Raw genomic sequence first — 22,755 nt, forward strand, 5'->3', positions numbered from 1 at the left:
GGATTACCTCCGGTCGGTCTGGGTGCGCAGTTGCTGCAGGGTGCTGCCAAGAACGCTGTTGCTGGCCTGCAGCGGAAGCTCGCGCAAGGCCTTCAGTTCAGCACGTTGCGCGCGCAGGGCCGGTGAATCCGGCCAACGCCGCTGTGCCCAGTGTTCCACGCGCGCCAACGCGGTATCGCGACCGGTGCGGTCGCCACGTTCGATTGCGGCACGCGCCAGGGTCAGTTCCAGCTGCAGCGCATCGTCGGCATTGCGGCGTTCGGCGGCGGTCAGCGGGCCATTCTGGCGGCTCGGGGTGATGTCCACGAACGGTGCCAGCGTGGCCTGCCACCAGGGCTTGCCGGCGCCGGGCGCGGTGCTACCCGTCACCTGCGAGGGCAGGCCCTGCAGGGCCTTGGCCAGGGCATCCAACCGCTGCAGCGATTGCACGCGCGGGCCGGTGCCCAGCGCATCCAGTGCATCGCGTTCCTGTACCAGGGCCTGGCGCAGGTTCAGGCCGTCGCTGTCGGGCAGATCGGCCAGCGCGGTGGCGGCCTGTGCATACAGGCGGCGTGCGCCTTCCACGTCGTCGGCGTAGTTCAGGCGCTGCGCCGCCTGGGTCAGCAGCAGTTCGGCCTCATCGCGCTGTACCGCCTGACGGCCCTGGTTGGCGCTGTCGACCAGCTTGGCCAGGTTCTCTTCCAGCAGCGCACTGCGCTGGGAAAGGCCCAGCATCTCGTCGCGCAGCACGCGGTTGGTGGTCGCCGCATCCTGCAGGCGCTGGCTGGTTGCGCGCTGGTCGCGGCGCAATGCATCCAGCGTCGCCTGCAGGCCCTGCAGTTGTACGGCCGTGGTCTGCGCCTGCGCTTCCTGTTCGTGCTGTTGCTGCTGCCAGACGTACCAGCCGGCATAGCCGCCCACGCCAAGCACGACCACCCCGGCCAGCGGCAGCAGCCAGCGCACGGGTCGACGGGGCGGGGAAACGGGCGGAGTCTCGTTCATGGGGCTTCCTTGTCGGCACCGTCGCCGGTCAGGTTCCGGCAGGCCGCGTTGTGCACAGCATCACTGTTGCCGACCACAGCGGCAAGCGTGACCCACGTCCCTGTTCAGTTCGCTGCCGGGACGGTGAGCGTGGCGTGTGCAGCCGCCACCAGCTGCGCGGTGGTGGGCCCGGCCGCGCGCACCACGCGCTGCAGCCCCAATGCGTGCGCCTGTTCGCCCAGCCGTTCGCTGGCCACGACGGCGGTGGCATGTGCCTGACAGCGTTGCTGCAATGCCGGCGGAAGCTGCTGCCAGAAATGCAGCAACGCCTCACCACTGCTGACCGCCAGCACCCACGGATACGCTGAATGCGCCAATCGAGCCAGCGTGCGTGGCGACAGGCGCAGCAGGCGACGCTGATAGACATCGGCGCGCTCGATGCTGCCGCCGGCCGCCTGCAGTTGCGCAGCAATCAGGCCGCGCCCGCCGGGGGCGGTCACCAGCCCGATGCGCAGGCCGCGTACGTCCGCCAGTACCGGCAGCGCCAGCAGGCCCTCGCTGTCCATCCGCTGCGGCGCATGCACCTCGGCGACACCCTGCGCCCGCAGCGCGCGCGCGGTGCCTTCGCCCACGGTCAGCCACGGGCTGCGTTGTGCCTCGGCCAGTGGCAACAGGGTGGCGGCTGCGGTAACGGCGGCCGGGCTGGTGAACACCACCCGATCGCAGTTCAGCGCGCGTTGCAGCTGGTGCACCACTGGCGTGCCGTTCAGGCGCTGCAGGCGCCAGGGTGGCAGGGCCAGCACATGCCCGCCCAGCCCAGCAACGGCGCGGCGCAGCGCGGAATTCTGGCCCTGCGGTCGCAGCGAAATGAAGGTCCAGCCCGGTTCGGAACCGGCGGCGCCAGTGGGTATCGTATGGTCGGCCATTGCCTGCATTATGCGGGCCCTTCGTTGTCGTGGTCCCTGCTCCGATGTCCGTTGATGCTCTGACTTCCTCGCTGGCCGCCCTGCAGGACGTGCTTGACTGCATGCCGGCGGTCCGCGCCATGCAGATCCAGCTCGACGGCTATGCCGATGGCGTGCTGCGCATCACCGCGCCGCTGGCCGCCAACGTCAACGACAAGGGCAACGCCTTCGGTGGCAGCCTGGCCTCGGTGCTGACCCTGTCCGGCTGGGCGCTGGTCAGCCTGCGCCTGCGCCTGGCCGGCCACGATGCCGAGGTCTACGTGGCCGACAGCAACCTGCGCTACCTGGCACCGGTCTACGAAGACCTGCACGCCCATGCCGAAGCGGCCGAGGCCACTGGCTGGGATGCCTTCCTGAACACCTTCCGCCAGCGCCGCAAGGCCCGCATCAGCATCATCGCCACCCAGCCCGGTGCCGATGGCAAGCCCGCCGCCGAGTTCAGCGGTCGCTTCGTTGCCTTCGCCAAAGGGTAGGATGGCAGGCTGACGTTCTGGGGAAACCACCGATGCGCCGCCTCATCCAGTTCCTGATGTGTTCCCTGCTGCTGGCCAGCGCCGTGGCTTCGGCAGACGACCTGAGCCGCAAGCAGCGCAAGCTGCTGGAAGAGACCCAGATCGCCTACGGCGCCACCATCCGCTGGGGCAGCATGGACGATGCCATCGGCTATCTGGACCCCAAGCTGCGCAAGGAAAAGCCGCCCACCGAGTTCGAGCTCAACCGCTACGCGCAGCTGCGCGTGTCGTCCTACCGCGAGCGCAGCAGCGCCGCGCTGGACGGGGGCCTGGTCGAGCGCCGGGTCGAAATCGGGGTGATCAACCAGAACACCCAGGCCGAACGCACCGTGGTGGTGGTTGAGCGCTGGCGCTGGGATGCCGAGGCCAAGCGCTGGTGGCAGACCGCCGGCCTGCCGGACCTGTGGAAGGGGCAGTGACGGGCCGCGTCCGGCTTGTGCGACAATCGGCGCCCGCTTAATCGACCCGTGACCTGAGTGAATTACGAAGAGTTGCTGGCCTTTGCAGGCCGAAACCCGATGCTGTCCGCGGCCCTGGTCGGCCTGACCGTGGCCATCATCGTCACCGAGATCCGCCGCCTGTTCCGGGGCTTCAAGGGCATCAAGCCCGCCGAACTGACCCAGCTGATCAACGCGGGTGGCACGGTGGTGGTCGACCTGTCGGCCAGCGGTGACTTCGAGAAGGGCCACATTGCCGGCAGCCGCAATGCCCAGGCCAGTGCCTTCGGCCCGGACAACAAGCTGGTGGCCAACGCCAAGCAGTCGCCGGTGGTGCTGGTGTGCCGCAGCGGCAACGCCTCGGAAACCGCCGCCAAGGCGCTGAAGAAGGCCGGCTTCGAAAAGGTCTACGTGCTCGACGGCGGCATTCCCGCCTGGCAGCAGGCCGAGCTGCCGCTGGTCAAGGGCCGCAACTGATTGCCGCAGGTGGCGGATCCGGCCTTGTATGGGCCTGATCCCGCCCCCATCGCAGTAGTTCGACCATCGTTTTCATTGCATTCACCTGGAGTTACTGGAAATGTCCGAAGAGATCACCAACGGCGCCGCTGCGCCGGTCGATGCCGCTACCGGCCCTGCTTTCACCGTCGAGAAGATCTACGTCAAGGACGTCTCCTTCGAGTCGCCGAACGCTCCGACCATCTTCAATGACCAGGTGCAGCCGGAACTGCAGCTCAACCTGAACCAGCAGGTGCAGCGCCTGGGCGAGAACGCCTTCGAAGTGGTGCTGGCCGTGACCCTGACCTGCCAGGCCGGTGAGCGCACCGCCTACGTGGCCGAAGTGAAGCAGGCCGGCGTGTTCGGCCTGGTCGGCCTGGACCCGCAGTCGATCGACGTGCTGCTCGGCACCCAGTGCCCGAACATCCTGTTCCCGTACGTGCGTCAGCTGATCAGCGACCTGATCCAGGCCGGCGGCTTCCCGCCGTTCTTCCTGCAGCCGATCAACTTCGAAGGCCTGTACGCAGAAACCCTGCGCCAGCGCCAGGAGCAGGGCGACGCACCGTCGCTGGCTGACTCCGAGCCGGCTGGCAACGCCTGATTTCTGCCGCGACGTCACGGATGAGCACTACCGCTGACAAGATCGCTGTGCTGGGCGCCGGTTCCTGGGGAACCGCGCTGGCCAGCCTGCTCGCACGGCACGGTCACCCGACCGTGCTGTGGGGGCGCGACGCTGCCGTGGTCGAGGCCATCGACCAGCGCCACGAGAACCCGCGCTACCTGCCGGGCATCCCGCTGCCGGACAGCCTGCGTGCCACCACCGACCTGGCGTCGGCAGTGGAGGGCGCCGCCTGGATCCTGGTGGTCACCCCGTCGCATGCATTCGGTGAAACCGTGCGCGCGCTGGCGCCGCTGCGTCCGGCCGGTGCCGGCGTGGCCTGGGCCACCAAGGGCTTCGAACCTGGTTCGGGCCGCTTCCTGCATGAAGTGGCGCGCGAAGTGCTGGGTGAGGACGTGCCGCTGGCCGTCGTCACCGGTCCGTCGTTCGCCAAGGAAGTGACCCAGGGCCTGCCGACCGCGATCACCGTGCACGGCGACGTGCCCGAGTTCGCGCAGACGGTGGCCGAGGCGATGCATGGCCCGGCGTTCCGTGCCTACACCGGCGACGACATGGTCGGTGCCGAGCTGGGCGGCGCGATGAAGAACGTGCTGGCCGTGGCTACCGGTGTGGCCGACGGCATGCAGCTGGGCCTCAACGCCCGTGCCGGCCTGATCACCCGTGGCCTCAACGAGATGCTGCGCCTGGCCGCGGCGATCGGCGCCAAGCCGGAAACGCTGATGGGCCTGGCGGGCCTGGGCGATCTGGTGCTGACCTGCACCGGCGACCTGTCGCGCAACCGCCGCCTGGGCCTGGCCTTGGGCCGCGGCCAGACGCTGCAGGATGCCGTGCGCGAAATCGGCCAGGTGGTCGAGTCGGTGCAGACCGCCGACGAAGTGATGCGACAGGCACGCCGTCATGGCATCGACCTGCCGATCTCGGACCGCGTGCGTGCCGTGCTGCACGGCGAGCAGACGCCTGAAGAAGGCCTGCGCGCATTGCTGGCGCGGGAACAGAAGCCGGAGTATCCGGACACGCTGTTCAAGTGAATCGAAAAACCCCGGCTACGTGCCGGGGTTTTTTTATGTATGTGGCCCATCCACGCATGGCGTGGATCTACTCCGGAATCCGCTTCTGGTAGCAGCCAACCTTGATTGGCGCCCGATAGCGCCGGGCCATGCCCAGCGGAATCCATCACCGCGCCCGTGGCGGCGCGTTGGTGTTGTCCATGTCCGAGAAGATCAACCACGGCCCGTCGCCCACGCGCTTCAGCGTCAGCGTGAACTTGCCGGTGTCCCCCACGTTGTTGCCGTAGCGGTAGGCACCAATGATGTAGCCCGTGCTGCCCTCCACCGAGTACGCCAGCGCGCGCAGCCGCAACGGGCTGCCGCCCTGGCCGGCATACGCGGCTTCGATCGCGCTGCGCCCACGCACCGGTAGCTGGTTGCTCTGCAGCACAAAACCATCCTCGGCGAACAGCGCAGCCAGTGCCCTGGCATCGCCCGTGCGCCAGGCCTGCTCGTAGTCGCGCAGTACGCGGTCCAGCGTCGCGGGCAGGGCCGCATCAGGAAGAGGCTGTGCGGGCTTCGCACCTTCAGCATCGTGGGCGATGGCCGGCGATGCCAGCAGCAGGGCACTGCAGAAAATCACGGCGAGTCGTGTGCGGTGCATGCGTCCGGCTCCAGGCGATGACGGGAACGTGCGAACGCATCCTAGCGCGCTGCTGGTTAGAATCACGCAGGCGCCCGCGCGGCGGCATGCACCGCAGATCAGACAAGGACAAGGAATGAAGATTCGAATCACAGGGATGGCACTGACGGTCGCACTGCTGGCCGCCTGCGGACAGGCACCAGCGCCGGATGCAGCACCGGCCGCACCGGCACCAACCACCGAAGCACCTGCGGCCACGGCAACGGTGGTCAAGCAGGCGCAGTCCATCAAAGACGGCGTAGACCCTTCGGTGTGGGACAACGAAGGCGAACCGGAAGACCCGAGCACCGGCGGAGAACTCACCTGTGCGGACAACCCGCTGGCGACGCATTTCTTCACCCTGGTGGGCGGTAACACCGTGGACGACTGCGGCCGCAAGGACCCGAAGGTGCTGGCCGCGTTCAACGCCCTGATGAAGAACACAGCCGCGGCCGAATCTGCTGACAAGGAGATTCCGTCGCTGCGCGAACGCCTGTTGAGCGGGCCCAGCGCGCCCGGCGAGCTGGTGGTGCTGCAGGGCGAGCCATGGTGGTTCTACACCGCCTGCCAGGCCCACGACTGCCCCGGCACCGCATTGGCGATGCTGTACTCGCCCGATCAGTCGAAGATGGTCGGCCGCCTTACCGCGCGCTGCAGAATCTGGTGGCTGGGTGAACCCAGCGACGAGCAGCGCGCGCTGATCGAGCGCGAGCAGCCGGTGGACAAAGCGATGCTGAAGGAAGAAGGCGAGTCCTGCGAGTAATCGGTGGTGACGCCGGATGATGTTCCGGCGGCCGCATCATGCCGGTGAAAGCTGCCTCACCATGTCGGCGATGATCACGTGGACCAGTGTTCTCAGGAAATGCACTTCGCCTTCCAGGGTTGGGCCGATGTCGAAACGGGTCGACCATTGCTGGTTTTCCTGCAGCACCAGCGCGTAAAGCGCTTGGGCTTCGCTCGTGATGCGGTCGATCTGATGGCGCAGCTGCCGGGTGGCAGCCGGCCTTCCCAGGCCCAGCGCTTCACCGGCAGAAACCAGATGCTCGAAACGAAGGTCGTGGAAGCGCGCGACACCGAGAATGGGCCACGACAGTTCCGAGCGTTCTGGCCAACGTGCGCCCTCGTCGGCATACGCGCGGGTCTCGTAACATGCGGTGGACAGCAGGTCGTAGTGGGGGGCCAGTTCGATGCCCCTGCTGTCGACCAGGAAGCTCAGGTTCTTCAGGTGCGCATCGTTGTTGCCGGTGAGTACATTGAAGATCAACCAGTCGAACAGGCGGACGCGCGTCTTGAGCTTGCTTCTGCATTGCTCGACGATGACCTTCAGGGTGTCGATGCTGCCGAGCGTGTACTTGAACTGCCGGTCGAGGTTGAGCAGCTGGCAGGCGTCGATGGCATGACGGCGATGGATGGCATCGGCGGTGATTTCGCGATCAAAGCGCTCGATGATGAAGACCGGCTCCGGTACGTAGCGGCGCTCGATCTTCGGCACCTGCAGCCCCAAGCGCTGTGCAAGGCGCATCACGAACCACTCGTTGGCCACGCTGTGGGGATAACTGCTGCTGGTGCTGTCAGGCTTGAGGATGTGGGTCGAGGGCTCGGCGCCCAGAGGTTGGTAGAGTTCTCCCCCTGTCTCGATGATTGCCAGCTTGTGCTGGGCACCTGCCAGTGACATGCGCTTGGCGGCACCCGCCGCAAGCGACGTGCGTGGCAGGCCTTGGATACGCGTGGAGAGCTCCGCATCGGGTAGTGGTTTTCTGCCGCCGGGTGGCAGGCGCTCGCCTGGAGGCAGCAGCGTCAACGAGCCTGCCGATTCCGCGCCATAGGCGGCCAGCAATGCGAACGCGTCCGCGCCATCCACCCTGGCATCGGTTGCCATCAGCGTGCGTTGCTGCTCTTCCGGCAGCAGATTGTCGAAGTACCACTGCACGGGGCGTTGGCTGGAGCCATCGAGGATGGCGGTGTCTTGCAGTGGCAACGCAGGCGCCAGTGGAAACCGATGTGCGCTGCCGAGCCACTCCGGCGTATAGGTGAAGCGCCACAGGTTTGCTGCTTCGGTCAGGCGGCCCACCGGCGCTTCGTCGATGCTGACCTGCAGTTCGCGTGGTGGAAGCGGATAGTGCAGTCCAGACAGGACGGTCGTTGTAATGACGTCCTTGAGATCGATACGGGGGGCGCTCATGGCACCTTCCCGTTGGCACGTTTGGCCAGCAGGGCCATCGCTTCGTCCGGCACGTCGATTTCGACATGCAGCCCCAGCTCGTCAAGCACGGTGAACAACTTGCCCCATTGCACCGTGGTACCGCCGCGTTCGACCTTGGCCAGGAAATTCTCGCTGACCCCGATGCCTTCGGCGGTTGCATCCTGGCGCAGTCCCTGATGCTTGCGGGCGGCTCTCACCAGTGGTCCCAAGGCCTCAGCCTTCTCAAGCCTGATCTTCAATGGGAACTCCCCCAGCAGAGCCTGACGCTCTGGATTCGACCCATCGTCTATACCATAGAATCCTCACTGCAGTGAGGATTCTTCGCGCAAAACCCAGGATTCCTTAGAATCCTTTCGATCTTGAGGATTTTTTCGCAAAAGAGCTGGATGCAAGAAAATCCTCATTGAAATAAGGATTTATCTGCAAAGGCGTCCAGCCTGCAAAAAATCCTCATGAACTCAAGGATTCTTTGACGCCGTGAGAGAGCGATGCCTCATCCGGTCCATATGGGCAGCGCCACGAGGGTGGGACGTCCGCGATGAGTGGGGTCCAGGTGGGGCCTGCAAGGAGCGCACCCGGGAACCTCTGCCTGCAGCGCAGGCTCGCATCGTCAACAGGCCGCAGGCAAAGCGTCTGTTACTTGCTCGCGCGCCGCGCGCCTTTCTCGTCTTCGTCCTTTGCTTCGCCCCGGCTCTGCGCGAACTCCGGGAACGTCTTCGCGATCGAATCCTTGTCCGGAAGGATGTAGAACACGCCGCCCTTCTCGAACGTGGATTGCACGATCTGCTCGTAGAACGCAGGCGTGACGTTGATGCAGCCGTGCGTAACGCGGTTGTCGTCCGGCGAAGGTGATGCCAGCCGTTCGGCGCGCTTCTCTTTCGGAGTGCCTGGCGGCAGCGGGTGCATCGACACGGCGGAATCGTAGTCCACCCACAGCACGCGACCGGCATCGTCGGAGGGGCCGTAGCCACCAATGAAACGGCCCGCCGGGGTGGTGCGGTCATGGCCTGGAATCGCACTCAGCGCGAGCTTGGCAACGCCGGGTGCGGAGTGATCGCCGATGGCCGAACCGAACAGCGCCGGTGCGGCACCGCGCAGCTTGCCGTCTCCACCGAAGACCAGTACCTGCGCAGCCGCCTTGTCCATGATCGCGAACGGATAACCCTGGTTGTCCTTGCTGGCGACTACCCAGCCGGCCAGTTCGATCACCGTCTCGGACACGCTCTGGTCAGCGGGCAGTTCATCGACTGCGGCGACCGGGGGTGCAGGTGCGTCCTTGTCCCTGGCGTTGGCTACGCCGCTGCACGCAACGGCCAGTGCCATGGCCAGTGCGGCATGGAGGGCGCGGCGCGCAGGGGAGGAGGAGGTACGAATGGGACGGCTCCTTGCAGTGCAATCTTGGTGGAAGGATGCCAGTGGCCGGTGAAGGCCACTGGTTCCCGATACAGAGATGGATCAGTTCAAACGGTGAGGGAGGATCAGCCGCGCGGCTTGCGGCCCGCTGGTGCCCTTTCAAGCTGCTGCACGCGACCTTCGATCTGGTCCAGACGCTGGTTGGCCTGCTGCGCCGACTGGTTGGCGGACTCGGCACTCTGGGCGGCGCCCTGCACCTTTACATCGAGCTGGTCGAGACGCGAGTTGATCGTTGCAAACTCGTTCTTGTAAGAGGCGCAAGCGCCAAGGCTCACGGTGGCGATGAGCGCCACGCTGAGTGCACGGGCCATCTTCATGTGTTGCGAGGTCAGTTTCATTCCACTCCCTCCTTCGTCTGGGGAAGCTGGAATATAGCGGCGTTTGTTCCCGGCGCTACCAAGCGCTTTCAGCTGGAATTTGAGTACGTGGATGGGCTGTGAAGGCCTGTAAATCAACGAACCTTAACAAGCGGGATCAAGCGAGCTGATCTGCACCGGCGTATCGCCTTGTGCCTGTTCAATATCACCCATTCACCTGCATGAAGCCGGCATCACCGCATGTGCGTCTGTGTGCTTTCGCCTGCTCCGCACGCAGGCTGCCATCCACTTGCTTCCAGCAGCGCTGCAGCGTTTCCAGGCTGGACATCCAGCAGTTCGGCGATGGCGTTGGGCGTGTCGGGCGCGCGCGCAACATAGGCATGGGCGATGCGGTAGCCGATCCAGTAGCCGAGATCTCCGCGGCGCGTATCGTCGCCGGGGCCGTTGTACAGCCACCTCGAAAGATCGGTACCCATGCTGTCCTGCAGGAACGCGCGCTCCAGCGCACACTCGCGACCCTGCGCCCAACGCTGCAGATGCGCGTTGGCCGGTTGTCCGGAGATCCGTTCGGCCACGTATTCGGCGCCGCCTTCCAGCAGCGTCTGATAGAGCAGGGTGGGCTGCTCGACATCAACGCGCGCGCCGGGCTGTTGCACGTGCACGTACTCATGGGCGATCAGGTGCACGAAGCGGTCGCTTGCATCGGCCTGCATCCAGTCGGCATTGCACAGCGCTTCCAGTCCGATGACCACACCTGCTTCGGTGGTAACGCCACCACTGTTGCCGCGGCCCACCAGTACGGTGACCGGAGGAAAGCGCGCAGATGGCAACAGGGCGCCGAGCTGATCGACGGCAGCGGCGACGCGCGTGCGGATCGATGGCAATGCGGCCGCGCAGGTTCTCGCTTTCGCAAACAATGCCGGCTTGTCCTGGATGGCCCTGGCCAGCCGCTCCATCGAGCCGATACGGCTGTCGGTGAAGCTGCGCAGGGCATCCGTACCCGCATCCAGATAGCCGTGCTGCAGATCATCGGCGCTTGGGCGCCCATGGTTGGCGTCCAGCACCTTGAAGAAGCGCGTGACATCGTCTGTCTGTACGACGATGTGCCCGGCAGGACCGACACGCTCAGCCGCCTGTGCCTGCAGTAGCGCGATCGGCGAGGCGATCAGGATCAGTGCCCGCATCAAGCATCGAGCGTGATGCGCGTAAGAAGCCGGCAGCAATGCCATGCGGAGTTCCCTGAACGCCAGCCTTATTTATACACCAGTCAGTTCAATATTCAGGGTTGATTAGACCCCCTAACGGATAATTCACACCTGTCGACCGCCTCCTCTCTCTCCCCCTCCCGGGAGGCGGTCGACGAAACCAAAATAATTAAAGGTGTGTCCCGATGAACAAGAATTCGCTGCTTGCCCTGGGTCTTCTGGCTGCTCTGCCGTTCGCTGCATCGGCAACCGATGGCCTGTCGTACAACTACGTTGAAGGCGGCTACGTGAACACCGATGCCAAGGGCGGCGACGCCGATGGCTGGAAGGTGAAGGGTTCCGTTGCGGTGCACCCGAACTTCCACGTCTTTGGCGACTACAGCGCCCAGGAAACCGACAAGTTCAAGAATGACGTCGACCAGTGGCGCCTCGGTGTCGGCTACAACTACGGCATCGCACCGAACACCGACCTGGTGGCCCGTGTTGCGTACCAGAAGTACGACGAGAAGCGCGGCCTGGACTTCAACGGCTACTCCACCGAAGTGGGCGTGCGCACCGCGTTCAACCCGTACGTCGAAGGCTACGTGATGGCCGGCTACGAAGATTTCAGCAAGAAGCACGGCTACAACCCGGACGGCGAGTTCTACGGCCGCGTCGGCGCCACCGCCAAGTTCAACCAGAACTGGGGCCTGAGTGGCGAAGTGAAGCTGGCCAAGGCCGGCGACCGCGAGTGGTTCGTGGGCCCGCGCTTCACCTGGTAACAAACGCCTGTCGTTAGTGCGTGTTGTGCTGGCGTGTGACTCTCTCTCTCTCCCACACGCCAACCGAAGCCCGGCCTCGCGCCGGGCTTCACTTTTATGGGCCCTGTGGCGCCACAATGCGGCATGGGCGACCCTTCCTCCCTCGCAGGTACTGGCATGGCCTACCAGGAGCATCTGGCGCCTGCGCTGCTGCGTGGCCACTTCGGCCAGCTGTGGCAGAGCCAGCTCCCTGCCGATGCCGATGGGCACATCACCGTATTGCCCGATGGCTGCGTGGATATCCTCTGGCGCGACGGCGCGCTGTTCGTGGTCGGCCCGGATCGGGTGGCTGCACATCCGGCACTGGCACCCGGTGCACAGGTGCTGGGTGCGCGCTTTCGTCCCGGCCAGGCGTTGGCCGCGCTGGGACTGCCACTGGCCGGCATCATTGGACAGGCGGTGCCGTTGGCCGATCTGAAGGGCGGATGGGCCACAGCAGCCGCTGCTTCCATTGGCGATACCGCGCCGGCTCAACGATTGCAGCGGATGGCGCAGTGCCTGCAGCAGCATATGGGCGCGGCCGCACTCGACACCCCGGCGCAGCGTGCACATGTCCTGTTCCAGGCGCTCGCCGGGGGGCACGCCACGCTGGATACGCTGGCGGCGCACTTGAGTTTGAGCCCGCGCAGCCTGCGGCGTTTCAGCCAGTCGCAGTTCGGCTACGGCGCCAAGACGCTGGAGCGCATCCTGCGCCTGCAGCGCTTTCTTCGCCATAGCCGCGCGCTGCCGCAGCACTCGTTGGCGATGCTGGCCGCTGATGCCGGCTATGCCGACCAGGCCCACCTCAGCCGTGAGGCGCGCGAGCTTGCCAGCATGACCGCACGGCAGCTGCGCCTGGAATGGGGCCGATGATGGCCGTTTTGTTCAAGACCGCCGTGCCGCGCTGACCGAAGCTGGGGCTCCCACCCAGGAGTCACGCCATGAGCCACGCCGCACCCCGCGATGCCGAGCGCCGCATCGACAACATCGAATTCAACGTCGCCGACATCGCCCGCAGCAAACGCTTCTACGGCGAGGTATTCGGGTGGTGCTTCACCGACTACGGCCCCGCCTATACCGAGTTCGACGACGGCCGCCTGAAAGGTGGTTTCGTTTCCGACGCGCCGGTGCGTGCGCACGGTGGTCCGCTGGTCATTCTCTACTGCACGGACCTGGCGGATGCACAGCAGCGCGTGGTCGCCGCCGGTGGCGAGGTGGTGCAGGCGGTGTTCGCCTTCCCCGGTGGCCGTCGCTTCCACTTCCGCGATCTGGATGGCTACGAGCTGGCGGTCTGGAGTGATATGGATTGAGGTCTTCGTACCTTCGCCAGTGGACGGAACGAGAACCGCTCCGTCCCCGGTCAGGCGGTTCCGCTATGATCGCCCGCACATCGCCACACGCGATGCGCCCGCCTCAAGCCAGCAGGAACCGCCGTGAACTCCCAGCCCGCACCGATCACCGCCCTCAACCACACGCTCGACAACGAGCCGCAGCAGATCACCGCGCCGCTCACCCATTCGGCGGCGTTCCTGGTGCTGAAGGTGAAGGATGACGAGGCGTCGATCGCCAAGGCACGCGAGGTGCTGGCCAGCACCGATGACCTGATCAAGAACACTGCCATCCGTGAAATCGAGCGCACCTTCACCTGCAACGTGGCCATTGGCCACCGCGTGTGGCAGCCGCTGGTGGGTACCACGCCGCCGCGTGAGCTGGCGCCGTTCCGCGAGATCAAGGGCGCGACCCACACCGCGGTGTCCACGCCGGGCGACCTGCTGTACCACATCCGTGCGCGCACCATGGACCTGATCGTGGCGTTCGAGCGCAACCTGCTGATGGCGTTCGGTGATGCGGTGGAAACGGTCGATGACGTGGCCGGCTTCCGCTACTTCGACGGCCGCGACCTGCTCGACTTCGTCGATGGCACCGCCAACCCGGAAGGGCTGTCGCTGCCTGAAGCCACCATCGTGGGTGATGAAGACCCGGCGCATGCCGGTGGCAGCTACGTGGTGGTGCAGAAGTACCTGCACAACCTCGATGCTTGGCGTGCGCAGAAGACCGAGGCACAGGAAGCGATCATCGGCCGCACCAAGCACGACAACATCGAGCTGGACGATGCACCGGCCGATGCACAGAAATCGCACAAGACCCTGTGCACCATCGAGGACGCCGACGGCGAGCACGAGATCCTGCGTGACAACATGCCCTTCGCCAACCCGGGGCGCGGCGAGTACGGCACTTACTTCATCGGCTACACGCGCCGCCTGTGGGTGATCGAGAAGATGCTCGAGCGCATGTTCATCGGCAATCCCGCGCCGCTGCACGACCGCATCCTCGACTTCTCCACCGCCACCACCGGCGTGACCTTCTTCGCGCCCTCGCGCAAGGTGCTGGCCGACCTCGGCGATTGATCGCGCCGGGCAGCGCCGCCCGCCATCTGCCTGTCATCTACCGCGCCGACCATCAGACGTTGGATGAGAGCGCAGGGGCGGGCGATGGCGATGGCAAGGAACACAACCGGCGCACGCCGCTGGTGGCGGCCGTTGGCCACGCTGTTCGGCGCGCTCGCACTTGGTAGTGCCAGCGTTTCCGCGCAGGAGGCTCCCGCACATTGGATGGCCTATGCCGCCGCCGTGGGTGGCCAGCTGCAGCAGCGCCTGCAGCAGGAGCAGGACCCGCAGGCGCAGCGCGTGCTGGAATGGATGCAGGCACACCCGGATACGCCGACGCCGTTGCCGGTGAGCGTGTGGATCGCGGCGGATGGCCGCATTTCGAAACTCGAATTCGACAGCCTGGGCGACCCTCAGATCGACGCCGACCTGCGCGCGACATTGCAGTCCGCGCCGTTGCAGGCCGCGCCACCAGCCGACATGCGTCAGCCGCTGCGGCTGGGCCTGCTGCTTACCCAGTAGATCCACGCCATGCGTGGATGCGCCTGGTAGATGCCGACCTTGGTCGGCACGCGCACGCCAACCAAGGTTGGCGACTACCGGTAGCCCCCAGCCACGCATGGCGTGGCTCTACTGATCTTGCGGGCGCAGTAGATCCACGCCCTGCGTGGATGTGTTGGGTAGATGCCGACCTTGGTCGGCAGGTGTGCGCCAACCAAGGTTGGCGACTACCGGTAGCCCCAAGCCACGCATGGCGTGGCTCTACTGATCTTGCGGATGCAGTAGATCCACGCCATGCGTGGATATGTTGGGTAGATGCCGACCTTGGTCGGCAGGTGTGCGCCAACCAAGGTTGGCGACTACCGGTAAACCCCAGCCACGCATGGCGTGGCGCTACTGATCTTGCGGGTGCAGTAGATTCAGGCCCTGCGTGGATGTGTTGGGTAGATGCCGACCTTGGTCGGCAGGTGTGCGCCAACCAAGGTTGGCGACTACCGGTAAGCCCCGGCCACGCATGGCGTGGCGCTACTGCGCTGCCACCTGCGGTTCACGGGCAGCTGCGCTCCATGCGCGCAGGCCGAACACGGCCAGGCCGAGGAAGAACACGTACAGCGCTGCGGTCACGTGCAGCGACTTGAACAGGTAGGCACCCACGTAGACCACGTCCACCGCGATCCACACCCACCAGCAGGCCACGTGGCGGCGCGCCTGCCACCACTGGCCGACCAGGCTCAGCGCGGTCAGCATCGCGTCCAGCCACGGCAGCGCGGCATCGGTGAAGGTGTGCATGGCCGCACCCAGCGCCACGCCGCCGCACAGGCCGATGGCCAGGTCGCGCAGCAGCTTGCCGCGCGCCAGTGGCACGATGCGGACGCTGCCCTCGTCGGCGGCGTGCTGCCGCCAGTTGAGCCAGCCGTAGACCAGGAAGCCACCGAAGGCGACCTGCAGCAGGGTGTCCGAGTACAGCTTGGCCTCGGCGAAGACCAGCCCGTACAGCGTCACCGACAGCAGGCCGACCGGCCACGCCACCAGCCGGCGCTTGGCCATCAGCCAGACGCCGAGGATGCTGCACAGCGCGGCGGTCCACTCGAGCATGACGCCGCTCACAGCGCGAACGTCACCGACAGGCGGGCCTGTCGCGGTGCGCCGGGGAACAGGTAGTAGTCACCGCCGCTGCTGCCGGTATCGCGCCAGTAGAAGCGGTTGAACACGTTGTCCACCGACAGGTTCCAGGTCACCGCGCGCTCGTGCAGGCGATGCTGGAAACGCAGGCCAGCGTCGAACACCGAGTAGTCCGGTGCGCGCACGCCACCGTCGGCGCGGGCAACGTTGGCACCGGCATAGCGCCAGCCGCCGGTCACATCCAGGCCCTGCACGAACGGCAGCGCATAGGCCACGTGCACGCTGGCGCGCACCTTCGGCACGTTCACCAGCTGATGGCCTGCATAGGCCGGGGTGCCGGTGTCGCGCGCGCGCGCCTGCAGCACGCTGGCACTGGCCACGATCTGCAGTGCGTCGGTCAGCTGGCCGTTGGCGGTCAGCTCCAGGCCGGTGTGGGTCTGCGTGCCTTCCTCGACGAAGGTGTAGCCGACGTCGCTGCTGTCCGGCTTGGCGTACTGGTAGGGCTGCGAGATGCGGAACACGGCTGCGCCCAGCGTCAGCGCCTCGACCGGCACGTACTTCACGCCCACTTCCAGCTGCCGCGACTGCACCGACGGCAGGAAGGTGTCGGCGTTGCTGGTCCAGAACGGCGCTTCCTGGCCCAGTGAAATGCCGCGCACGTAGCTGGCATAGGCGTTGAGCTGGTCGGTGGCCTTCCACACCACCGCGGTCTGCGGCAGGAAGCGCGACAGGCGGCTGTGCCGCTGCGGGTTTCCACGCTTGTCGTAGGCGTGCTCGTCCAGGCGCACGAAGCGGCCACCGGCCAGCCACTGCCAGTCATCACCGAAGCTCATCCGGTCCAGCGCGAAGAACGCGGTCTGGCGGCTGTCCAGGCGTCGTGCGGACGGCCCTGGCATCTTCGGCGACGGCGCGAACACCGGCACCTGTGCGTCGTGGATGTTGCTGGTGCCGACGTACTCGTTGACGCTCGGGCGCTTGTCTACCGTGCGGCGGAAGTAGTCGGCACCGATGGTCAACTCATGGCCGACGCTGCCGGTCTCGAAGCGGCCGCGCAGCTCGGCACGGGCCTGCTGGTTGCGGCGGGTGTCGTCCGGGCTGCGGTAGTCGTAGACGTCGTAGTCGCCATTGGGCGCGAAGTAGTTGCCCGGCACGCTGCCATCGGCGCACTGCGCGGCGTAGTAGCAGCCGTAGGCGAAGGCGACGTTGTCATCGATGACCGAGCGGCTGTGGCCGACCGAGACGCGCGACTGCCAGGTATCGTTGAAGTCGTAGGTGTGCAGGGCGGTGATGTTGGTGCTGGCGATATCCACCGGCCGCTGCCACGGCTGGTAGCCGAGCAGGAATTCGCGATCCACGCCGTGCGGCAGCTCGCGCGCGCCCAGCAGCTGGTAGCCGGACACCGAACGCTGCGAGCTGGTCTGGTAGTTGGCATCCACTTCCAGCTTGCCGCGTTCGCCAATCAGCCAGTCGGCGGCCAGCGAGTAGAAGTTGCGACGGCCATCGGCGTGCTCGACGTAGGAATTGCTGGAATCCCATGCGGCATTCAGGCGCAGGCCGAAACGCGGGGTGATCCAGTGGCCGACATCGACGGCGACGTAGCGCGAGCCTTCCGAGTCGGTACCGAGCGTGGCGGTGCGCACTTCGGCCGGGCGCTTGCCGATGTAGTTGATGATCCCGCCGGGCGCCATCACACCCGCGGCCAGGCCGGCTTCACCCTTGAGGATCTCCACCGACTGCACGTTCTCCAGCGCAAGGCGCTGTTCGCCGGCGATGGACAGGCCGTTGAAGCGGTAGCCGGTGGCGGCGTCCAGCGCGAAACCGCGGATGGCGATGTTCTGGTAGTAGCCCACCGGCGCATACGCATCGCCCAGCGAGGCATCGTTGCTGGCCAGCTCGGACAGCGAACGCACCTGCCGGCGGTCGAGATAGTCGCGCTCGAGCACGTTCACCGAGGCCGGGGTGTCCTTCCAGGACCCACCACCGAAGGCGTTCACGCGTGAGGTATCGGCCTTCGGTTTGCCGGCCTGCACGCGTACCGCCGCCAGTTCGGTGGGCGAGCGCTCGGCGCCGGTGGCAGCCGCATCGGGGGACGCCTCGGCCTCGCTGGCGTGCAGCGGCAGCGCGGCGCAGAGGGCGAGGGAGAGCAGAGTGGGGCGCAGGCAGCGGTTCATTCGGTTCGTCTTCGGACAACAAGGGAGACGAAGCGACGGCGCGCAGGTGCACCGGCCCATGACGGGGGTGTGGCTGCGGCTCAAAGCTCCCTACGCCGGTGCAAACCGGATCAGGTTCCAAGGGACTCTCTCAGCCTGGCAGATCCAGGCACCCCCGCTTCAGGTGACCATTTCACTACAAATGGTACGGATTTGCGAGCCGGTGCCCTTCAGGCTGCCGCGTGCAACGCCTGCAGCAGTGCCTGTCCCGGCGCGCTGTGGAACCACGCCGGATGCCCCAGCATGAACGGCTGCCACGCCACATCCGCGTTTGCGGTGGAGCCAGTGATGCCTTCGAAGTACTCCACTTCGGACAGTGCGAAGTCGAAATGGACCATCGGCAGCAGTTCGGCCAGCAGGTGCACGCGTGCCGCCGACAACGGCAGCAGCTGGCGGTAGCCGTCGAGCAGGGCCAGTGCGATATCGATGCGCACCGCCTCCATGCCGCGCTCCAGTTCCAGCCACGCCACCGCGTTGCGCTCGATGGCGGTGGCGAGGTCGAACAGTGCGCTGGTGGGGGAGGCCAAACCGAAATCCAGCACAGTACTGATCTGCCCCTCGTGCCACAGCAGGTTGGAGACATGCCAGTCGTTGTGCGCCCACAGCCGTGGCTCGTCGCGCAGGCGTTCGGCCAGGCCGGCATGCCACGGCAGCACGTCGCGCTGCAGCTGCGCTTCCCAGGGAATGCGCGCGAGATAGCGGGCCAGCCCGGGGCGCTTGTGCAGCCCCGCCTTGATGGCCGCGATCGGATCGTCGGCGCGGATCAGATCGTCGCGCGCGACCAGCACATGGGTGCTGCGCTGCGCTGCGTGGTAGCTGGCCGCAGCGCGGTGCAGCCGGGCCAGCATGCGGCCGGCTTCGCGGGCCTGCGCGACATCGGTCAGCAACGACCACGACACGGCATCGCGGTACAGGTCCTCGCCCACGCCCACGGCATGCAGTTCGAAGGTCCATTCGCCGTACTCTTCTGCGGTGTGGCCATCGGTTGCCGCCAGCACCTGCACCACCGGTACGCCGGCGGCAGCGAGATGGGCGATGAAGTGGTGTTCTTCTTCCAGGCAGGCGGCGCTGCGCACACTGTGGTGGTGGCGCTTGATGAACACCGCGCCGTCCCTGCCATTGACGATGGCAGCGGCCGAGAGTGGCCGCGGGCTGTGCCAGTGCGGGTGGCTGTCTGCATCCAGCTGAGGGTAGCGCCGGCGCAGCCACGCAATGTCCGCCGCGCTGATCGGTGGCCAGTCGGCAGCAACCTCGTCGTTGTTGAGGCCCTGCACGCGGTGGGAGGAAGAAGTCATGCCGCAGCCCCAGTGGGGAAAGTCACATCCAAGGCTGCGCATTCAACGCCATGCACGCGGCCAACGCAAACGGGCGGGTCATCGACCCGCCCGTCCGTGCATCGGCATGGGGGATGCCGCGCTGCTTACCAGCCGCGATGGCGGCCGCGGTCGTGGTAGTAGCGGTTGTCGTAGTAGCGCTCGCGCTGCCAGCGACGGTCGTCACCGCGGTCGTAGTAGCCGCTGCGGTAGTAGCCACGGTCGTAACGGCGATCGTAGCGGTCGTCGTAACGGCGATTGTCGTAGTAACGACGATCGTGGCGGTCGGAGGTGGTCAGGTTGCCGATCGCGCCGCCGGCCACGGCACCGCCGACAGTGGCAGCAGGATCACCGTTGGAGAGCAGGTTGCCGGCCACGCCACCGACCACGGCGCCGACCAGGGTGCGCTTGTCCTTCCTCGACATCGCGCTGGCATCGCTGACCACGGCGACGCCGGCCAGCAGGGCCAGGGTCATCGCCAGACCACGGAAGCTGAGTGCGGAAGTACTGAGCATGTTCGTTCTCCTGTGAGGTGCATGCCACGCTGGGCAGGGAGGGCGCGGGGCGCCCCGGCTGCCGTGATGTCCACGCTGGCGTTCCAACATTGCCGGAACATTGCCTGGTCCACCGTGCGGCTTGCGCATTCATCTAGCGGCAGGCGGCATGAAGCAAGGCTGAAAGCGGCCTCGGCCGCTCAGCTGGCAGAAAGGGAAAAGGCCACGCGGACGTGGCCCTCCCTTCTCTCCCAAGGCGCCGCGGGCTTAGACGCCCATCGCCTTCTGGGCCTGCCGGGCCTGCTCCTGCTGGGCGTCCTGCTGCTGATGCAGCACGTTCGGCGCGCCCTGCACGGCACCGCTGCTGAGCGCCAGGCTCTGCTCGCTGGCGGCACGGGTCTCCACCGCCACGCGGCTGGCGGCCGGGTCGCCGATGGTGCCCTGCACGGCGAACAGGCGCTCACCGTTCGGGCTGGGCACCACCGAGTCGATGCGCTGCAGGCCGGCGGCATGCGCCTCCTTGGTCAAAGCCGCAGCAGCGCTTTCCAGCGTGTGGCGGTCCTTGAAGGTCCCGGCCGGCAGCAGTTCCAGACCCTTGCTGGCCTGGATGAACAACGGATTGCGCGGGTGCCGCTCGTCGTTCAGCAACGGCCGTTCGCGTGCGTCCTTGATTGCCTCCAGGGTCTTCGCCCCGACAATGCCGTCGACCACCAGGCCGTTGTCCTTCTGCAGCTGGCGCACTGCCGTGTCGGTGTTGCGGCCGAAGCGGCCATCTTCGACCAGCGGCTTGCCGTCGGCGCCGACGTAGCCCAGGTGGCCCAGCTGCTCCTGCACCTTGCGCACGCCCTCGCTGTGCGCGCCCTGCTTGTACAGTTCGGCGTGCGGCGTGGCAGCGGCCTTGTGCTCGGGCGCAGGCTTGCCCTGGCTCTGCTCGTGCGACTGGGTGCGGTTTTCCAGCAGGTCACGCGCCTTGGACAGCGGATCGGAGGCGTACAGCTTCCAGTTCGGGTGGTCCTTCACCTGCTTGAGGTAGTCCTCGACCGGCATGGTGTGCACGCCCTTGCTGCCGGTGGACTGGCTGATCAGCAGCTTGTCGGTGTTGGGGTCGCGCACCACCATCACGATGTGGTCGATGCCGTTCCAGTGCTCATGGCGGGTCCTGGCCGTATCCAGGCCGATGATCATGCCTTCCTTCAGCGCATCGGGCTTCAGGATCGCGTCGCGGTCCAGCAGCACGCCGGACTGGTCGAACGCCTTGCGCACGATCCCACCGGAACCGAGGTTGCCCAGGTCGATGCGATCAGCCTTGCTGAACACCGCGTGCCCGGCCTTCTGGTTGATCTCGTCCATGGTCCGGTTCTGCAGCGTGCCGACCCAGCCGGAACAGTCGATGTAACCCTGCTCCACGTTCTTGCCGGTCTTGCCCGGTACGTACAGCGCGTGGCCCGGAATGTTGATCGCGTACTTGACGTCGTCGTACTTCACGCCGGCCTCGTAGGCGGCCTGCAGTTCAATGCCTGGCTTCGGTGTGGCAGCTGCCGTTGCGGTTGCCGCCAGCGTGGCTGCACCCGCCGCCACGGCTGCGCTGGCCTGCGCAGGTGCTGCCGGGGTCTGGCCCTGGCCCTGCACTACCGCCTGCGGTTCGATGTTCTTTTCCGGAATGCTGATCGCTGCGTACTTGTGGATGTAATAGCTGGAGAACGTCCGCGCCAGGTCGCCGTCGTTCATCCCGCGCATCTCGGCCAGGGTGTGGCCGGTCAGCGCCTTCGCGTCGGAGCCGATCTGGTTCAGCACGTTGCGGCGCATGTTGATCTCGTCGCCGTGGCTGTTGCGGACCACACCGAAGGTGCCGGTGGCAATGGCAGTCTGCACCGAGCCGTAGCCGGCGCTGCCCTGCTGGTGGGCCAGGTACAGGTCCAGTCCGGTGGGCGTGTTGCCCCCGGACAGGTACGGGTTGCCGGTGCGCTCGTTGCGGCGCGCCATCGAGTCCAGGTTGTCCTGGTACATCTGCGCGGCCGCTTCGGTGTTGCGGGTGGGATCGAACTCGTGGCCGGTCAGGTGGTACTGGCGCGCGGAGCCGGGCACGAACTGGAACAGGCCCTTGGCGCCGGATGAGGTGTTGTGGGCGCGCTCGTTGAAGGTGCCGCCGGTCTCGATGTGCGCGAAGCGCATGAAGTCATCCACAGGGATGCCCTTCTGCCTGGCGACCTGCTCGACGATGTCCAGGACTTCCTTTTTGCTGTAGTCATGCTGTGCCATGACGTTTTCCTCGGGGTTGATGGAGCGGCGCGTGCCGCGAATCGCCAACCGGACTCATCCGTGAGTCAAGAACATGTCGGTCAACAGGGAAACCGCGCGTGGCGGGTGCTATCAGGGCGCGACGTACTGCTGGGTCGCGCTGTCGAAGGTGTAGTGCACGGCGTCGCCGGCACCCAGTGCGCGGGTCTTGCCGGGGCCTTCGATGGTGGTGCCCTTGAAGGTCACGGTCAGTCGTGGCAGGCCGTTGCCGTCGGCAGCGAAGGCCAGTTCGCCATCGCTGTCGGTGCAGGGCATCACGTTGCCGTCGTCGCAGGCGGCACTGTTGTCCTCACCCGTGCGCACTGAACCGACATAGCGCCAGACCTTGCTGTCCACGTCGTCTTCGCTGCGCCTGGGGTTGAACAGCAGCAGCGCATAGCCGGTGCTGCTGATGCCGCGGTCGAAGCTGCTGGTCGGCACCGCCAGCAGCAGGCGACCATCGGCCGTGCGATGTTCAAGCGGCTTGCGCCGGGTATCGACATCGTCGGCCTTGTCGTACGCGCCCAGTGCGCCGATGGTCCATTCCTGGCCACGGAACTTCCATGGCTTCCTGGCGTCGGTGCCGGCCAGCACGAAGGTGGCCTCGGCAAGGTTGGCGCGGTCATCCGGACCGGCCGGCGTCTGCTCGCCCGGCTTGCCGTAGTGCTCGCGGGTATCCCAGGAGAAACCCGTGTAGTACGTGGTGCCATCGAGAGTGAAGGTGTGGCCGAACCAGAAGGTCGCCACGCTGCCGTTCTGGACCTCATAGGAGGTCGCGCCATCGCCGTCCACCTGGTAGGTGAAATACATCACGGTCGGCGCGTCGGGCGGGGTGGTGGCGGCATCGGGGGTGGGGGTCTGCATCGGGGCAACATCCT

25 protein-coding genes and 1 riboswitch are annotated in these 22,755 nt (G+C 66.3%); of the genes, 11 read left to right on the top strand and 14 right to left on the bottom strand.

The annotated features are described in order from the left end of the window. Window positions 1-3 precede the first annotated feature (3 nt). Both N7573_RS07345 and N7573_RS07350 read right to left on the bottom strand, forming a co-directional pair. Window positions 4-981 (bottom strand): uroporphyrinogen-III C-methyltransferase, encoded by a 978-nt coding sequence (locus N7573_RS07345; RefSeq protein WP_279912388.1) that lies wholly within the window; start codon window positions 979-981, stop codon window positions 4-6. Between the two features lie 104 nt (window positions 982-1,085). Next, window positions 1,086-1,895, bottom strand: coding sequence for a uroporphyrinogen-III synthase (locus N7573_RS07350; protein ID WP_049462221.1), 810 nt, complete (start codon window positions 1,893-1,895; stop codon window positions 1,086-1,088). A 35-nt stretch (window positions 1,896-1,930) separates the two neighbouring features. Here N7573_RS07350 and N7573_RS07355 point away from each other — a divergent pair, with 35 nt between their 5' ends. From N7573_RS07355 to N7573_RS07375, 5 genes are all read left to right on the top strand, one after another. Continuing rightward, complete coding sequence (locus tag N7573_RS07355) at window positions 1,931-2,398, top strand: YiiD C-terminal domain-containing protein (protein ID WP_005407593.1); 468 nt, start codon at window positions 1,931-1,933, stop codon at window positions 2,396-2,398. A 32-nt stretch (window positions 2,399-2,430) separates the two neighbouring features. Then, entirely contained in the window at window positions 2,431-2,856 is a 426-nt protein-coding gene (locus N7573_RS07360) for a hypothetical protein (RefSeq protein WP_049423133.1), read from the top strand. Window positions 2,857-2,913: 57 nt separating this feature from the next. After that, window positions 2,914-3,351, top strand: a complete 438-nt coding sequence (locus N7573_RS07365; protein WP_004134671.1) for a rhodanese-like domain-containing protein — start codon at window positions 2,914-2,916, stop codon at window positions 3,349-3,351. Window positions 3,352-3,451: 100 nt separating this feature from the next. Continuing rightward, a complete protein-coding gene (gene secB, locus N7573_RS07370; protein ID WP_005407596.1) occupies window positions 3,452-3,970 on the top strand; it encodes a protein-export chaperone SecB in 519 nt (172 codons plus the stop codon). A gap of 20 nt (window positions 3,971-3,990) precedes the next feature. Further along, the gene (locus N7573_RS07375) at window positions 3,991-5,016 is read left to right on the top strand and encodes an NAD(P)H-dependent glycerol-3-phosphate dehydrogenase (protein WP_005407597.1); all 1,026 of its coding nucleotides are present in this window, start codon (window positions 3,991-3,993) and stop codon (window positions 5,014-5,016) included. 145 nt (window positions 5,017-5,161) lie between these two features. Here the strand turns inward: N7573_RS07375 and N7573_RS07380 are convergent, their stop codons facing one another. Next, complete coding sequence (locus tag N7573_RS07380; protein ID WP_134950769.1) at window positions 5,162-5,638, bottom strand: nuclear transport factor 2 family protein; 477 nt, start codon at window positions 5,636-5,638, stop codon at window positions 5,162-5,164. 115 nt (window positions 5,639-5,753) lie between these two features. Here N7573_RS07380 and N7573_RS07385 point away from each other — a divergent pair, with 115 nt between their 5' ends. Further along, entirely contained in the window at window positions 5,754-6,419 is a 666-nt protein-coding gene (locus N7573_RS07385; RefSeq protein ID WP_279912387.1) for an Ivy family c-type lysozyme inhibitor, read from the top strand. Between the two features lie 36 nt (window positions 6,420-6,455). Here N7573_RS07385 and N7573_RS07390 read toward each other — a convergent pair whose 3' ends face one another. The 5 genes from N7573_RS07390 to N7573_RS07410 all read right to left on the bottom strand — a co-directional run bounded on the left by N7573_RS07390 (window position 6,456) and on the right by N7573_RS07410 (window position 10,773). Beyond that, a complete protein-coding gene (locus N7573_RS07390; protein WP_279912386.1) occupies window positions 6,456-7,838 on the bottom strand; it encodes a HipA domain-containing protein in 1,383 nt (460 codons plus the stop codon). Continuing rightward, the gene (locus N7573_RS07395; RefSeq protein ID WP_049398603.1) at window positions 7,835-8,098 is read right to left on the bottom strand and encodes a helix-turn-helix domain-containing protein; all 264 of its coding nucleotides are present in this window, start codon (window positions 8,096-8,098) and stop codon (window positions 7,835-7,837) included. The genes N7573_RS07390 and N7573_RS07395 overlap by 4 nt, the downstream gene beginning before the upstream one ends. A gap of 397 nt (window positions 8,099-8,495) precedes the next feature. After that, complete coding sequence (locus N7573_RS07400) at window positions 8,496-9,182, bottom strand: hypothetical protein (protein ID WP_071228804.1); 687 nt, start codon at window positions 9,180-9,182, stop codon at window positions 8,496-8,498. A gap of 155 nt (window positions 9,183-9,337) precedes the next feature. After that, window positions 9,338-9,610, bottom strand: a complete 273-nt coding sequence (locus N7573_RS07405; protein WP_012509703.1) for a hypothetical protein — start codon at window positions 9,608-9,610, stop codon at window positions 9,338-9,340. A gap of 212 nt (window positions 9,611-9,822) precedes the next feature. Beyond that, entirely contained in the window at window positions 9,823-10,773 is a 951-nt protein-coding gene (locus N7573_RS07410; RefSeq protein WP_279912385.1) for a DUF2268 domain-containing putative Zn-dependent protease, read from the bottom strand. A gap of 206 nt (window positions 10,774-10,979) precedes the next feature. Here N7573_RS07410 and N7573_RS07415 point away from each other — a divergent pair, with 206 nt between their 5' ends. The 5 genes from N7573_RS07415 to N7573_RS07435 all read left to right on the top strand — a co-directional run bounded on the left by N7573_RS07415 (window position 10,980) and on the right by N7573_RS07435 (window position 14,482). After that, window positions 10,980-11,555, top strand: a complete 576-nt coding sequence (locus N7573_RS07415; protein ID WP_004134798.1) for an Ax21 family protein — start codon at window positions 10,980-10,982, stop codon at window positions 11,553-11,555. 123 nt (window positions 11,556-11,678) lie between these two features. Next, complete coding sequence (locus tag N7573_RS07420; RefSeq protein ID WP_279912384.1) at window positions 11,679-12,446, top strand: helix-turn-helix domain-containing protein; 768 nt, start codon at window positions 11,679-11,681, stop codon at window positions 12,444-12,446. A gap of 68 nt (window positions 12,447-12,514) precedes the next feature. Further along, window positions 12,515-12,883 (top strand): VOC family protein, encoded by a 369-nt coding sequence (locus N7573_RS07425; protein WP_279912383.1) that lies wholly within the window; start codon window positions 12,515-12,517, stop codon window positions 12,881-12,883. A gap of 123 nt (window positions 12,884-13,006) precedes the next feature. After that, entirely contained in the window at window positions 13,007-13,981 is a 975-nt protein-coding gene (locus tag N7573_RS07430; RefSeq protein ID WP_032130172.1) for a Dyp-type peroxidase, read from the top strand. 84 nt (window positions 13,982-14,065) lie between these two features. Beyond that, on the top strand, window positions 14,066-14,482 hold the full coding sequence (locus N7573_RS07435; RefSeq protein WP_279912382.1) for a hypothetical protein: 417 nt from the start codon (window positions 14,066-14,068) through the stop codon (window positions 14,480-14,482). Window positions 14,483-14,986: 504 nt separating this feature from the next. Here the strand turns inward: N7573_RS07435 and pnuC are convergent. The 6 genes from pnuC to N7573_RS07465 all read right to left on the bottom strand — a co-directional run bounded on the left by pnuC (window position 14,987) and on the right by N7573_RS07465 (window position 22,741). After that, the gene (gene pnuC / locus N7573_RS07440; protein WP_071228799.1) at window positions 14,987-15,556 is read right to left on the bottom strand and encodes a nicotinamide riboside transporter PnuC; all 570 of its coding nucleotides are present in this window, start codon (window positions 15,554-15,556) and stop codon (window positions 14,987-14,989) included. A gap of 8 nt (window positions 15,557-15,564) precedes the next feature. Continuing rightward, window positions 15,565-17,754, bottom strand: coding sequence for a TonB-dependent siderophore receptor (locus N7573_RS07445; protein ID WP_279912381.1), 2,190 nt, complete (start codon window positions 17,752-17,754; stop codon window positions 15,565-15,567). Between the two features lie 70 nt (window positions 17,755-17,824). After that, a riboswitch (TPP riboswitch) is annotated at window positions 17,825-17,920 on the bottom strand. 43 nt (window positions 17,921-17,963) lie between these two features. After that, window positions 17,964-19,088, bottom strand: coding sequence for a phosphotransferase (locus tag N7573_RS07450; protein WP_279912380.1), 1,125 nt, complete (start codon window positions 19,086-19,088; stop codon window positions 17,964-17,966). 125 nt (window positions 19,089-19,213) lie between these two features. Further along, the gene (locus tag N7573_RS07455) at window positions 19,214-19,621 is read right to left on the bottom strand and encodes a glycine zipper 2TM domain-containing protein (protein WP_279912379.1); all 408 of its coding nucleotides are present in this window, start codon (window positions 19,619-19,621) and stop codon (window positions 19,214-19,216) included. Between the two features lie 246 nt (window positions 19,622-19,867). Next, window positions 19,868-21,859 carry a peptidoglycan-binding protein gene (locus tag N7573_RS07460; protein ID WP_279912378.1) on the bottom strand — a complete coding sequence of 664 codons (1,992 nt, stop codon included), beginning with the start codon at window positions 21,857-21,859 and terminating at the stop codon, window positions 19,868-19,870. Window positions 21,860-21,970: 111 nt separating this feature from the next. Next, window positions 21,971-22,741, bottom strand: a complete 771-nt coding sequence (locus N7573_RS07465; protein WP_279912377.1) for a hypothetical protein — start codon at window positions 22,739-22,741, stop codon at window positions 21,971-21,973. Window positions 22,742-22,755: the final 14 nt, after the last annotated feature.

Source organism: Stenotrophomonas sp. GD04054 (assembly GCF_029836955.1).
Classification (GTDB): Bacteria; Pseudomonadota; Gammaproteobacteria; order Xanthomonadales; family Xanthomonadaceae; genus Stenotrophomonas; species Stenotrophomonas maltophilia_A.

What these genes read in the sequence shown, in the direction of transcription:
- N7573_RS07345 (WP_279912388.1), bottom strand. Translation starts at nt 981, where the DNA reads ATGAACGAGACTCCGCCCGTTTCCCCGCCCCGTCGACCCGTGCGCTGG.
- N7573_RS07390 (WP_279912386.1), bottom strand. Translation starts at nt 7,838, where the DNA reads ATGAGCGCCCCCCGTATCGATCTCAAGGACGTCATTACAACGACCGTC.
- N7573_RS07375 (WP_005407597.1), top strand. Translation starts at nt 3,991, where the DNA reads ATGAGCACTACCGCTGACAAGATCGCTGTGCTGGGCGCCGGTTCCTGG.
- N7573_RS07425 (WP_279912383.1), top strand. Translation starts at nt 12,515, where the DNA reads ATGAGCCACGCCGCACCCCGCGATGCCGAGCGCCGCATCGACAACATC.
- N7573_RS07420 (WP_279912384.1), top strand. Translation starts at nt 11,679, where the DNA reads ATGGGCGACCCTTCCTCCCTCGCAGGTACTGGCATGGCCTACCAGGAG.
- N7573_RS07450 (WP_279912380.1), bottom strand. Translation starts at nt 19,088, where the DNA reads ATGACTTCTTCCTCCCACCGCGTGCAGGGCCTCAACAACGACGAGGTT.
- N7573_RS07460 (WP_279912378.1), bottom strand. Translation starts at nt 21,859, where the DNA reads ATGGCACAGCATGACTACAGCAAAAAGGAAGTCCTGGACATCGTCGAG.
- pnuC (WP_071228799.1), bottom strand. Translation starts at nt 15,556, where the DNA reads ATGCTCGAGTGGACCGCCGCGCTGTGCAGCATCCTCGGCGTCTGGCTG.
- N7573_RS07405 (WP_012509703.1), bottom strand. Translation starts at nt 9,610, where the DNA reads ATGAAACTGACCTCGCAACACATGAAGATGGCCCGTGCACTCAGCGTG.
- N7573_RS07380 (WP_134950769.1), bottom strand. Translation starts at nt 5,638, where the DNA reads ATGCACCGCACACGACTCGCCGTGATTTTCTGCAGTGCCCTGCTGCTG.
- N7573_RS07355 (WP_005407593.1), top strand. Translation starts at nt 1,931, where the DNA reads ATGTCCGTTGATGCTCTGACTTCCTCGCTGGCCGCCCTGCAGGACGTG.
- N7573_RS07410 (WP_279912385.1), bottom strand. Translation starts at nt 10,773, where the DNA reads ATGCGGGCACTGATCCTGATCGCCTCGCCGATCGCGCTACTGCAGGCA.
- N7573_RS07435 (WP_279912382.1), top strand. Translation starts at nt 14,066, where the DNA reads ATGGCGATGGCAAGGAACACAACCGGCGCACGCCGCTGGTGGCGGCCG.
- N7573_RS07400 (WP_071228804.1), bottom strand. Translation starts at nt 9,182, where the DNA reads ATGGCACTGGCCGTTGCGTGCAGCGGCGTAGCCAACGCCAGGGACAAG.
- N7573_RS07385 (WP_279912387.1), top strand. Translation starts at nt 5,754, where the DNA reads ATGAAGATTCGAATCACAGGGATGGCACTGACGGTCGCACTGCTGGCC.
- N7573_RS07465 (WP_279912377.1), bottom strand. Translation starts at nt 22,741, where the DNA reads ATGCAGACCCCCACCCCCGATGCCGCCACCACCCCGCCCGACGCGCCG.
- N7573_RS07350 (WP_049462221.1), bottom strand. Translation starts at nt 1,895, where the DNA reads ATGCAGGCAATGGCCGACCATACGATACCCACTGGCGCCGCCGGTTCC.
- N7573_RS07360 (WP_049423133.1), top strand. Translation starts at nt 2,431, where the DNA reads ATGCGCCGCCTCATCCAGTTCCTGATGTGTTCCCTGCTGCTGGCCAGC.
- N7573_RS07445 (WP_279912381.1), bottom strand. Translation starts at nt 17,754, where the DNA reads ATGAACCGCTGCCTGCGCCCCACTCTGCTCTCCCTCGCCCTCTGCGCC.
- N7573_RS07415 (WP_004134798.1), top strand. Translation starts at nt 10,980, where the DNA reads ATGAACAAGAATTCGCTGCTTGCCCTGGGTCTTCTGGCTGCTCTGCCG.
- secB (WP_005407596.1), top strand. Translation starts at nt 3,452, where the DNA reads ATGTCCGAAGAGATCACCAACGGCGCCGCTGCGCCGGTCGATGCCGCT.
- N7573_RS07455 (WP_279912379.1), bottom strand. Translation starts at nt 19,621, where the DNA reads ATGCTCAGTACTTCCGCACTCAGCTTCCGTGGTCTGGCGATGACCCTG.